Below are 10,792 nucleotides of genomic sequence, written 5' to 3' on the forward strand. Positions count from 1 at the left end.
GCCAGCTGCGCGGCCTGCTCGGGATTCGGGTAGAAGCGATAACGATATGCCCGCTTCACCACCCGAGAACCCATAGCCGACAGAATAACGAAMTTCCCTGTCGCTCTGTCGTTGATGCGCTAACCCTGCCCTGAAGGACAGGGCCCGCGCGCCACGTGTCCCGGTCATGCCGATCAGCGTCGGGGCTGAAGTCGGGTTCAGGTCAAGGCCCGCCGGCTACGGCTCGGCGCGCTCGTCGACGGCTCGCCCGGCCGGCCCACCGACCTCCGCGGGTGCCGCGGGTGTGAAGCCCATGACAGCGGCGACGTCCGCCGGTCGGAACGTCGGGCCCTTGACCGCCTTGCCGCCGGCGGGATGCGCCTCCTTCGTCAGGTTCGCGCGGTGGATCTCGGCGAGGACCGCGTCCAGCGGGATCCCGTACCGGGCGGCCGTGCCGTAGGCGACGTACACGACGTCGGCCAGCTCCTGGGCGAGGCCGACGAGGTCGCCGTTCTCGTCGGCGGCGACGGCCTCCGCGGCCTCCTCGGCCAGGAACTCGCGCCGCAGCCGGCGGGTCGCCGCGTCCTGGAGACGCGGCAAGCCCGGCAGGTCGTCGCCCAGCGCGCCGTGGAACTCCCGCACCATCGCCATGACGGACGGCGCGGTGGGGATGCCGCGTCCGCGGCCAGCCGGCCGGACGGGATCACCACCGGGGTCGACACCGGGATCACCACCGGGGTCGACACCCGGCGCCACGGCCGGCGCCGCCGGTGGCACCGCGCCCGGTGCCGGTGACGCCGCCGCCAGCCCTCCTGGTACCACCGCGACCAGCCGCGACGTCTTGGTCAGCACCTGGTCGCCGAACCGCTCGGCCCAGGAGCCGGTCAGGGACGCCGCCGTGACCAGGGCGCTGAGCGCGACGTCGAGAAGCTCGTCCACCAGATCCTGTTCGGAGGAGCGCGGCTTGCGCGGGTTCTGGCCGCGCAGGCCGATCAGGGCGGCGCTCGCCTCCCCGCACTCCTCGACCAGCTTCAGGACCCGCAGCGCCAGGCCCTCCTGGGGCCCGATCCCGTTGCGCGCGTCGTTCACGTCGAGCGCGCGCACGGCGGCGTCGATCGCCGCGACGGGAAGCGCGGGGTCAGGCACCGCCGGCCGGTCCGGGAGGGAAATCACCACGTCGACGCTACCGCCGGAACCCGCACGCCTGATCGCTGGCCGAAGCCGGCCGCGCCTACGATGCGCCCACGATGCGCAGGGCGAACTGGCTGAACTGCCAGACCACGGCGTCCTCGGTCAGCTCGCCGTCATCGCGGAACCACACCGCGACGCCCATCCCCAGGTCGAGGATCGCGTACGAGGCCAGCCTCGCGGACTCCACCTGGAACCGCCCCGCCCGCAGGCCGGCCTCGATGAGGTCCCGGAAGCACCGCTCGTACTCCGCGCGCAGGCCCAGCACACGCTCGCGGTTGGGCTGGGTGAGGCTGCGGATCTCGCGGTTCCCGACGAACGCCTCCAGCCGGTGCCGCGCGTGGTACCGGACATGCGCCTCCGTGGCGCGCCGCAGCCGTTCCACCGGGTCCGCCGTGGTCGCGACGGCCGCCCGGTGCGCGGCCAGGAGCGCCTCCATCGTGCCGGTCATGATCTGCTCGAGGACGTCCTGCTTGGACGCGACGTGCTTGTACAGGCTGGGCCCACGCATGCCGACGGCGGCACCGAGGTCGGCCATCGTGGTGGCCTCGTAGCCGGAGCGCGTGAACAGGTCGAGCGCGGCGGCGCGGATCTGCGCGGACCGCACCGAACTGGGCCGGACCACGTCCTTTCCAGCCACGCCCCTCCCCGATCGCTAACAGGTGATAGCCAAACCTGGCCACCGTCACCTCGCATCATAGTCAGGATCACTTGCAGCCAGCACAAAGCCGTGTCTAGCATCCGGCTAATAGTCATTAGCCCCTGCGGCAGCCAGGAGATCCGATGGTGGTTGACCTCGCGCCCGAGCCGGCGGTCGCCGACCTCGCCGAGCGCACCGCGCGGTTCGTCCGTGACGTGGTGCTCCCGGTCGAGGAGCGGCACCGGGACCCGGTCCCCTCCGAGGCGGTGCGGCGCGAGCTGCAGGACGCCGCGCGGAAGGCGGGCGTGTTCGCCCCGCACGTCAGCACCGGGTACGGCGGCCACGGGCTGGACATGCGCGGTCGGGCCGCGGTGTTCGAGGAGGCCGGGTACGCGCTGCTCGGGCCGCTCGCGCTGAACATCGCCGCCCCCGACGAAGGCAACATGCACCTGCTGGAGGCCGTCGCCTCCGGCCCGCAGAAGGAGCGCTACCTGCGCCCCCTCGCGGCCGGCGAGATCCGGTCCTGCTTCGCGATGACAGAGCCCGCCCCCGGCGCCGGGTCGGACCCCAGCGCGCTGGCCACCCGTGCCGAGCGGGTCGACGGGGGCTGGCGGATCAACGGGCGCAAGTGGTTCATCACGGGCGGCGACGGGGCGGCGGTCACGATCTGCATGGCCCGCACCTCGGGCAGCCCCGGGGACGCGGGCGGCGCGACGATGTTCCTGGTCGACGCGGACAACCCCGGCATGAAAACGGTGCGGCACATCGAGACGCTCGACCAGAGCCTGTTCGGTGGCCACGTCGAGCTGCTCTTCGAGGACTGCGAGGTGCCCGACGACGCCGTGCTCGGCCAGGTCGACGCGGGCTTCCGCAACGCGCAGGTCCGGCTCGGCCCGGCCCGGATGACGCACTGCATGCGCTGGCTGGGCATCGCCCGGCACGCCAACGACATCGCGATCCGGCGTGCCAACGAGCGTGAGCTGTTCGGCTCGCGGCTGGGCGAGCTGGGCATGGTCCAGCAGATGATCGCCGACAACGAGATCGACATCGCCGCCTCCCGGGGCCTCATCCTGCGGGCCTGCTGGGAGCTCGACCAGGGCCGTTCGGCCGCGCAGGCCACGTCGATCGGCAAGACGTTCTGCGCCGAGGCGGTGTGGCGGGTGGTGGACCGGTCCCTGCAGATCTGCGGTGCGCTCGGGGTGTCCGGGGACGTCCCGCTGAGCCGGTTCCTGCGCGAGGTGCGCCCGTTCCGGATCTACGACGGCCCGTCCGAGACCCATCGCTGGGCGATCGCGCGCCGGGCGATCAGGCAGCACGCCGCGGCCGCCCGGTGAGAACCGCCGTCGAGGGGCTGGACCTGCCGGCGCTGGACCGCTTCTTCGCCGAGCGGATCCCCGGTTTCCGCGGCGAGCTGACGGCCGAGCGGCTGTCGGGCGGCCGCTCGAACCTCACGTACCTGCTCACCGACGGGACGACCCGCTGGGTGCTGCGGCGGCCGCCGCTGGGTGGGCTCACCCCGTCGGCCCACGACGTGCTCCGCGAGCACCGCGTGGTGTCAGCCCTGTCCGACAGCGTGGTCCCCGTCCCCCGCGCGGTCGCCCACAGCGAGGGCGATCCGCTGGGCGTGCCGTTCTCCGTGGTCGAGTACGTTCCCGGCCCGGTCATCCGCACCGAGGAGGAGCTGCACACGCTCCCCCAGATCGACATCGACCGCTGCGCCCACGCCCTGATCGACGTGCTGGCGCGGCTGCACTCCGTCGACCCGGACGGGGTCGGGCTGGGCGCCTTCGGCCGCGCGCAGGGCTATCTCGGCCGCCAGGTACGGCGGTGGAACGACCAGTGGCAGCGGATCCGCACCCGCGCCCTGCCCGACGTCGACGCCCTGTACGCCAGGCTCGCCGAGGCACACCCGGTGGAGAGCGGCGCGTCGATCGTGCACGGCGACTTCCGGATCGACAACGTCATCCTGACTCCGGGCGAACCGGCGGCGGTGCGGGCGGTCGTCGACTGGGAGATGGCCACCCTGGGCGACCCGATCGCCGACCTGGGGGTGCACATCGCCTACTCCGATCCGGCGTTCGCGCCGGTGCTGGGCGGCTCGGCGGCGTCCACCAGCCCGCGCCTGCCGGCCGCGAGCGAGCTGACCAACCGCTACGCCGAGACCACCGGCCGGGACCTGAGCAACTTCCCGTTCTACCTCGCACTCGGTTACTTCAAGGTGGCGGTGATCGCGGAGGGCATCCACTACCGGTTCGAGCAGGGCGTGACCCGCGGCGCCGGGTTCGACTCCGTCGGCGAGGCGACGGCACCACTCGCCGCGGCCGGGCTGCGCGCCCTGAGCGGAAACCTGGAGACACCTTGACCTGGGAGAGACCGTGACCCTGGAGACACCATGACCAACGTGCTGGACCTGTTCCGGCTGGACGGCAGGGTCGCCGTCGTCACCGGCGCCAGCTCGGGGCTCGGCGTCGGCTTCGCCCGCGCGCTCGGCCAGGCCGGCGCGGACGTCGTGCTCGCCGCCCGCCGCGCCGACCGCCTCGAGGAGGTCGTGCGGGACGTGCGCGGGACGGGACGGCGGGCGCTCACGGTCACCACCGACGTCAGCGACCCGGAGCAGTGCACCGCCCTCGCCGAGGCGGCGGTCGCCGAGTTCGGCCGGATCGACATCCTGGTCAACAACGCCGGAGTCGGCACCGCGGTACCCGCCCTCCACGAGCGGCCGGAGGAGTTCCGGCGGGTCATCGACGTCAATCTCAACGGCGCCTACTGGGCGGCGCAGGCGTGCGCCCGGGTGATGGAGCCGGGCTCGAGCATCATCAACATCGCCAGTGTTCTCGGGCTCATCAAGTCCTACGCACCGCAGGCCGCCTACGCCGCCAGCAAGGCCGGGCTGATCGGGCTGACCCGGGACCTGGCGCAGCAGTGGTCGGGCCGGCGGGGGATCCGGGTGAACGCCATCGCCCCGGGATACTTCGCCTCCGAGATGACGGCACAGATCCCACCAGACAAGCTGATGACGTTCATCGGCAACACCAGCCCGCTGCGCCGGCTCGGCGAGCAGCACGAGCTGGACGCGGCGGTGGTCTTCCTGGCCGGTCCGGGAGCCTCCTACATCACGGGATCAACGCTCGCGGTGGACGGCGGCATGTCCGGCCACTGAACCCCCACCCCCAGCCAGCTGGCCGGGACCAGACCGGCGCCGGCGAAGTGTGGCGGGTGGGCGTGTCCATAGACTCATCAGACCGCCACACATCATGACGATCAAGGCCGGGGGTCGGGCAAAATGGGTTAAAGGGTGCGGTGTCGGGGTTGGTTTTTTGGGGGGGCTGGTGGGTCTGGCCTGATGGGGGGTGGTTGGTGATGGCGGACGTGCCCGCCGATCCGACCGTGGTGCACCCGGTCCCCGGGCAGCCGCGGGTGGTGCTGCTCAAGCCGCTGTGCACCTCGCCGCTGATCGAGGTCGGGGAGTTCTCCTACTACGACGACCCCGACGACCCGACCGCCTTCGAGACCCGCAACGTGCTGTACCACTACGGGCCGGAGAAACTGGTCATCGGCCGGTTCTGCGCGCTGGGCGCGGGCGTGCGCTTCATCATGAACGGCGCGAACCACCGCATGGACGGCCCGTCGACCTTCCCCTTCCCGATCATGGGCGGTTCCTGGGCCGAGCACTTCGACCTCATCACCGGCCTGCCCGGCCGCGGTGACACCGTGGTCGGCAACGACGTCTGGTTCGGCTACCGCGCCATGGTGATGCCCGGCGTCCGCATCGGCCACGGCGCGATCATCGGGTCCGGCTCGGTCGTCGTGGACGACGTCCCCGACTACGGCGTGGTCGGGGGCGACCCGGCGCGGCTCCTCCGCCTGCGCCACAGCGAGGCGGACGTCGCCCGCCTGCTGGCGCTGGCCTGGTGGGACTGGCCGATCGAGCACATCACCCGGCACATCCGCACCATCATGGCCGGCAGCGTCGACGACCTCGAGGCCGCGGCCCCCAGGTAGCCGGGTGCGGGGTCACGCCTCCCGGATGATGAGCGCCGCGCGGTGGTGGCCCGGTGTCCCGATCTCGTCGAGCAGCGCGATCGCGAAGTCGGCGTAGGTGATCCGGCTCGCCCAGTCCGCGTGCCCGGCGACGCGGTAGCGGCCGGTGCGCGTGCCGTCGTGATCGAAGTCGCCGGCGGGTGCGACGTACACCCAGTCGAGATCGCGGCCCCGGAGCTCGTCGAGACCCGCCGCATGGCCGAGGGCGAAGGGACGGTACTCCGTCGGGAAGGCGGGCTCGTCCATCAACGGGACACCGGCCGCCCCGGCCATGATCGAGGCGAGGCCGACCATCACCAGGCGGCGCACCCCGGCCGTCGGCAGCCCGGTGCTCAGCGCACGGGCCGACGCGGTGAAGAAATCGTGGGACGGCACCGCCAGGTCGACGGCGGCGCTGATGGCGGCGTCGTGCCCGGCCGCCACCTCCTCGACACTCGCCACATCGACGACGTCGCCCCGCACCACCCGCACGTCGGACGGCATCTGGTGACGTGCCGGGTCGCGCACCACGGCGGTGACCTGGTGACCGCGCCGGCACGCCTCGGCGACGGCCTCCCGGCCGGCCCGACCCCCGGCGCCGAAGATCACGATGTTCATGCGGGACCGCCTCTCACCGGAGCCGGAACCCTCACGCCCGGCCAGTGCCCGGACGCTATGGGGGACAGCGGTTACCTCCCGGATAGCGGCTACCATGCCGGCATGAGGGAACCGCTGCCCTCCGACATGTTCGACGAGCTGTGCCCGTCCTCGCTCAACCCGATCCGGTTCGGCGACAAGTGGGCGGCTCTCGTCATCCGGTGCCTCGAGCACGGCCCGCGCCGTTTCTCCGAGCTGCGGGTTCCGCTGCGCCGGGTCTCTCCCAAGGTGCTCACCGCGTCGCTGCGCTCCCTCGAGCGGGACGGTCTGGTCAGGCGCACCGTGTACGCCGGGCCGAGCCCGCGGGTGGAGTACGAGCTGACCCCCCTGGGCCGCAGCATCCTGGAGCCGATGGCCGCCGCCTGCGCCTGGGCGGAGGAGCACTGGGCCGAGCTGCTCGAAGCCCGGGAGGCGCACGACGGCGCGGGCCGCCTGGACCCCACCGGCTCGTGACGAGCCCGCCCGGCGGCCCTGACCGAGGCGTCCCGGAACACTGACCGCTGCTGCTCAGGTCACGGACTGTTTCTCTCGCCGGCGGAGCCGCGGGCGACCAGCGTCGGCTCGAAGACGATGCTGACCGCTTCACCGGGACGTTCGACGACGAGCTCGGCTGCCCGCCGGCCCATCTCGTACGAGGGCTGGGTGATCACGGTGATCCCGAGCGCGGTGGCCCAGGGAAAGTCGTCCATCGTCACGAACGCGATGTCGTCGGGAATGGCGAGGCCGCGAGCCGTGAGCGCCGAGTACGCGGCGACGGTCAGGCGGCCCGTGGCGCAGGCGACCGCGTCCAACGGCGTTCCGCGAGCATGCGCGCGCGCGAGGAGCGCGCCGACAGCATGGTCGGCCTCTTCCGCCGTCTCGGCGACGGCCACCGCGTCCGCGGGCAGCGGACGTCCGAGCTCGATGAGCGCCTGCCGCAGCCCCGCCGTGCGCTCGAGCTGGGACGGGCGGCTCCCGGAGGTGACGATCCCGACGGACGACCGCCCGCACCCGACCAGATGCCTGGCCATCAGACGACCGGCCCCGACGTTGTCGAGGCTGACGGCGTGCAGGTCGGGCGGAGGGTTCCGCACGGTACGCGCGACGATCACGCACGGCGTGCCGGTCTCGGCCATGCGGCGGGTGCGGCTGTCGGTCTGCTCGCCGGCGGTCACGATCAGGCCGCGCACCCGGTGCTCGTCCATCATCCTGACGAGCGCGATTTCATGGTCGGCCTGGCGGAACGTGTTGGCGAGCATGACGAGGCTGTCGTTGGCGGCGGCCACGTCGTCGATGCCACGGATCAGGTCGAGGTAGAAGGGGYTGCTCAGGTCACGGATGACAACCCCGATCGTGCTGGAGCGACCGGCGAAGATACTTCTGGTGAGCGCGTTGGGGCTGTACTCCAGCGCGGTGACCGCCTCCCGCACCCGGGTCGCGGTCGCCTCGGTGACGGCGCCCCCGTTGAGCACGCGGGAGACCGTCGCCGTGGAGACGCCGGCGTGCGCGGCGACGTCACCGATGGTGACTCGCTTCGCCATGGTCGCTGCGCGTCCCTCCGAACGGTTCCGGCGGTGCCCGGTCAGGCCGCCTGGTCGGCCGACGCTCCGGTCGGGTGCCCTGCGGGCTGACGTCCCGGCGGCTGTCCAGTCGGTAGGCGGCCGTCGGATGCCCGGTCAGGAGGGCGGCCCGTCAGCGGGCGACGCACCGGCCGTCGCGAACGGCGAACCTGCCGCCGACCATGACAGTACCCACGCCGCGGAGCTCCGCCGGGTCGGTCACCACCAGGTCGGCGATGGCCCCGGGGACGACGCGGCCACGGCGTGGCGCCAGGCCGGGGATGGCGTCCGCGGCGTTGGCGGTCGCCATCGCGACCGCGGCCGGCAGGGTCACCACGCCCGCCCGGACGGCCCGGTCGATCGCGAGCAGGACCGGGTCGTGGTGGCCGCCCGCGTAGTCGGTCGAGATCGTGTCGACCAGCCCCGCGGAGAACATCGCGTAGAGCAGCTCGGGGCCGGTCGTCAGCCGCCGCGCGCCGAACGTGTCGAGGGTGGAGACGTCCAGGACAGCGCCGAGCTCCTTGAGCCGCTCGGCGTGGTCGAGGGCCTCGCGCAGCCCGAAGCTCGAGTGGTTCGAGTGCCCCGCGACCAGTGGGACGTCGGTCCTCGCGATGGCGGCGACCTGGGTCATCGACGCGGCCGCGTTGTGCACCACCACCGGGACGCCCATCTCACGGGCCTGGTCGGCCGCCTCCGTGAGCCCGCGCAGCGCGACGTCGAAGGCCGGCAGCACGACGGCCGAGACGATCTCACGCGCCTCCTCGACCGACAGTCGGCCCGCCAGCCCCGCGTCCGCGAGCGCCCGATCGACGCCGTCCCGGTCGAACGCGGACGCCGAGATGTGCCGGCCCAGCACCGCGTCCCGCAGCCCGCTGGCCTGCCGCGGCGTGATCGTCACGCCGCTGCGCCGCTCGATCTCAACCGGGATGTACCGGTAACACGCCCCTCCCCCGCCGAGGGTGTGCCCGGCCCCGATCTCGCCGAGGGCCACCGCGCCGGCGTCGACTGCCTGCCGCGCGGTGAACCTCCGGTTCGCCTCGGTGAGACCGCCGCCGTCCACGATGGTCGCCGCCGCCAGGCAGGCCGGGGTGTTGCAGGAGGCGAGCCGGACGTTGACCGGATGTGCCTCGTCCGTGCCGGCGAGATCCGCCGCGGTGACGAAGCCGTCCACGCAGAGCACCGTCGTCGTCCCCTCCAGCAGATGCCGGTCGAGGTTGGCCAGCACCTGCTCGCGCGGCAGGCCCACCTGCCCGCTGGGGAACAGCGGCCCGAACGCGGTGCCGTGGGTGTGGTTGTTGACGAGGCCCGGAAGCACCAGCCTTCCGGCGCAGTCGACGATCTCGTCAACGGCGACGTACGCCTCGGCGGACCGGGTGGGGGTGATCTCGCGGACGGTGTCGCCCACGACGATGATGTCGACGTCGCGCCGCGGTTCCCCTCCCCGGCCGTCGACGAGGTCACCTCCGTTCAGGACGACCGTGCGCGTCATCCGCCCCTCACCGGGCCCCCGCCGGGTGGAACCGCTCGAACCGGAAGGCGGCGAGCTCGTCGCCGCGGTCCTCCCCCGTCACCTCCGCTGCGACCAGGTCACCGGCGTGCACGCTCAGGGTCACGCCGCTGTGCGAGACGGCGAAATGGAAGTTGGGCAGCTCGGCCGCCCGCCCCAGCACGGGCAGGCCGTCCCCGGGAATGGGCCGTTCACCGATCCGGACCTTCTCCACCGTCGCCGCCCGGATTCCCGGGTAGAGCACCCGGCTCGCCTCGAGGATCGTCTCGACCGCCGATCCGTCCGCGCTCATTTCACCGTTGCCGGAAATACGCACCGCGCCGTCGATCGCCTGGGTGTGCAGCAGCAGCCGTCCGCCCCCGTCCGGCCGCAGGTGGACGTCCGGCGCGTGGATGACGCGGGATACCGAGACGGTGACCGGGGAGGTGTGGACGAGCACGCCGTGGGTGTTGCGCATCGGCAGATCCAGGCCGGCGAGCCCGGCGATCGCGCCGGCGCGCGGCCCCGCGCAGTTCACGACCGCGCCCGCGGAGATCGAGCGACCCGAGGCGAGGCCCACGGCACGTACCAGTCCAGCGGCGATCCGCAGGCTGACGACCGGGTCGTCGGTCACCAGCTCGGCGCCCCGGGACACCGCCCTCGAGAGCAGGTGGCCGACCAGGCGGGCCGGCTCGACCCACCCCTCCCGCGGGAAGTAGGCGATCTCGTCCGCCGGAAGCGCGGCGGGATCCACGTCCGGTTCGAGCTTCAGCGCCTCGGCCCGGCTGAGCCAGCGCACCTCGTACCCGTAGGCGACGACGGTGGCGACCTTCCGGCGCAGCACCTCGTGCTCGTCGTCGGCGGTCTCCCACTGCAGGTTGCCGGACTCGTGGTACCAGTCGCCGGCGGGCGTCTCGGCCGCCAGCCTGCGGTGGGCGTCCATCGCCGCGACCCCGAAAGCGTGGTACGGGTGTGACTGCTTGCTGGAAGCGTTGATCCAGGCGAACGTCGCACCGGAGGTGCCGCCCGCGGGGGCGCCGGCCTCCACGATGACGACCCGGGCACCGCGGCGCGCCAGCGAGGCGGCGACCGCCGCGCCGTAGGCACCGGCACCGATGACGACCACGTTCTCAGCCATGCCGATCCTTTCCCTCCGGGCCGTCGGCTCTCGCCGCGTCACGCACTCTTGAAACTAGTTTCAGTAACTAGTGCGGCGTAAACAAATGCCCGTTCCAGTGCCACTGTTAGGCTGGAAAAAGTGTGGGTAAATTGGACACATGATCC

12 protein-coding genes are annotated in these 10,792 nt (G+C 72.6%); 5 read left to right on the top strand and 7 right to left on the bottom strand.

Annotation, left to right across the window (positions count from 1 at the left end):
- From BBK14_RS41995 to BBK14_RS04495, 3 genes are all read right to left on the bottom strand, one after another.
- Positions 1–74, bottom strand: a 74-nt coding sequence (locus BBK14_RS41995) for a helix-turn-helix domain-containing protein (protein ID WP_157904211.1), incomplete at its 3' end; no start/stop codon positions are given.
- Positions 75–216: 142 nt separating this feature from the next.
- On the bottom strand, positions 217–1,125 hold the full coding sequence (locus tag BBK14_RS38720) for a pyrophosphohydrolase domain-containing protein (RefSeq protein WP_198541175.1): 909 nt from the start codon (positions 1,123–1,125) through the stop codon (positions 217–219).
- Between the two features lie 85 nt (positions 1,126–1,210).
- Positions 1,211–1,807, bottom strand: a complete 597-nt coding sequence (locus BBK14_RS04495) for a TetR/AcrR family transcriptional regulator (RefSeq protein ID WP_241831131.1) — start codon at positions 1,805–1,807, stop codon at positions 1,211–1,213.
- 143 nt (positions 1,808–1,950) lie between these two features.
- On the opposite strand from BBK14_RS04495, the gene BBK14_RS04500 reads away from it, so the two are divergent.
- From BBK14_RS04500 to BBK14_RS04515, 4 genes are all read left to right on the top strand, one after another.
- Positions 1,951–3,141 (top strand): acyl-CoA dehydrogenase family protein, encoded by a 1,191-nt coding sequence (locus BBK14_RS04500; protein ID WP_071059942.1) that lies wholly within the window; start codon positions 1,951–1,953, stop codon positions 3,139–3,141.
- Positions 3,138–4,169, top strand: a complete 1,032-nt coding sequence (locus BBK14_RS04505) for a phosphotransferase family protein (RefSeq protein WP_071059943.1) — start codon at positions 3,138–3,140, stop codon at positions 4,167–4,169. The genes BBK14_RS04500 and BBK14_RS04505 overlap by 4 nt, the downstream gene beginning before the upstream one ends.
- A 30-nt stretch (positions 4,170–4,199) precedes the next feature.
- The gene (locus tag BBK14_RS04510) at positions 4,200–4,967 is read left to right on the top strand and encodes an SDR family NAD(P)-dependent oxidoreductase (RefSeq protein WP_071059944.1); all 768 of its coding nucleotides are present in this window, start codon (positions 4,200–4,202) and stop codon (positions 4,965–4,967) included.
- 200 nt (positions 4,968–5,167) lie between these two features.
- Positions 5,168–5,809: a CatB-related O-acetyltransferase gene (locus tag BBK14_RS04515; protein ID WP_071059945.1), complete on the top strand. Its 642-nt coding sequence runs from the start codon at positions 5,168–5,170 to the stop codon at positions 5,807–5,809.
- A 12-nt stretch (positions 5,810–5,821) separates the two neighbouring features.
- Here BBK14_RS04515 and BBK14_RS04520 read toward each other — a convergent pair whose 3' ends face one another.
- Positions 5,822–6,445, bottom strand: coding sequence for an NAD(P)-dependent oxidoreductase (locus BBK14_RS04520; protein WP_071059946.1), 624 nt, complete (start codon positions 6,443–6,445; stop codon positions 5,822–5,824).
- Between the two features lie 102 nt (positions 6,446–6,547).
- On the opposite strand from BBK14_RS04520, the gene BBK14_RS04525 reads away from it, so the two are divergent.
- Positions 6,548–6,937: a winged helix-turn-helix transcriptional regulator gene (locus BBK14_RS04525; RefSeq protein WP_071059947.1), complete on the top strand. Its 390-nt coding sequence runs from the start codon at positions 6,548–6,550 to the stop codon at positions 6,935–6,937.
- A gap of 59 nt (positions 6,938–6,996) precedes the next feature.
- Here the strand turns inward: BBK14_RS04525 and BBK14_RS04530 are convergent, their stop codons facing one another.
- The 3 genes from BBK14_RS04530 to BBK14_RS04540 form a co-directional block, all read right to left on the bottom strand.
- Positions 6,997–8,004: a LacI family DNA-binding transcriptional regulator gene (locus tag BBK14_RS04530; protein ID WP_071059948.1), complete on the bottom strand. Its 1,008-nt coding sequence runs from the start codon at positions 8,002–8,004 to the stop codon at positions 6,997–6,999.
- 151 nt (positions 8,005–8,155) lie between these two features.
- Positions 8,156–9,511, bottom strand: a complete 1,356-nt coding sequence (locus BBK14_RS04535; RefSeq protein WP_071059949.1) for an amidohydrolase family protein — start codon at positions 9,509–9,511, stop codon at positions 8,156–8,158.
- A 7-nt stretch (positions 9,512–9,518) separates the two neighbouring features.
- Positions 9,519–10,646, bottom strand: a complete 1,128-nt coding sequence (locus tag BBK14_RS04540; protein ID WP_071059950.1) for an NAD(P)/FAD-dependent oxidoreductase — start codon at positions 10,644–10,646, stop codon at positions 9,519–9,521.
- Positions 10,647–10,792 lie beyond the last annotated feature (146 nt).

Origin of the sequence: Parafrankia soli, assembly GCF_001854695.1 — a bacterium.
Classification (GTDB): Bacteria; Actinomycetota; Actinomycetes; order Frankiales; family Frankiaceae; genus Parafrankia; species Parafrankia soli.

Bases quoted from the DNA above. Each gene is read 5' to 3' on its own strand.
- BBK14_RS04500 (WP_071059942.1), top strand. From the start codon at position 1,951: ATGGTGGTTGACCTCGCGCCCGAGCCGGCGGTCGCCGACCTCGCCGAG.
- BBK14_RS04510 (WP_071059944.1), top strand. From the start codon at position 4,200: ATGACCAACGTGCTGGACCTGTTCCGGCTGGACGGCAGGGTCGCCGTC.
- BBK14_RS04515 (WP_071059945.1), top strand. From the start codon at position 5,168: ATGGCGGACGTGCCCGCCGATCCGACCGTGGTGCACCCGGTCCCCGGG.
- BBK14_RS04520 (WP_071059946.1), bottom strand. From the start codon at position 6,445: ATGAACATCGTGATCTTCGGCGCCGGGGGTCGGGCCGGCCGGGAGGCC.
- BBK14_RS04525 (WP_071059947.1), top strand. From the start codon at position 6,548: ATGAGGGAACCGCTGCCCTCCGACATGTTCGACGAGCTGTGCCCGTCC.
- BBK14_RS04535 (WP_071059949.1), bottom strand. From the start codon at position 9,511: ATGACGCGCACGGTCGTCCTGAACGGAGGTGACCTCGTCGACGGCCGG.
- BBK14_RS04540 (WP_071059950.1), bottom strand. From the start codon at position 10,646: ATGGCTGAGAACGTGGTCGTCATCGGTGCCGGTGCCTACGGCGCGGCG.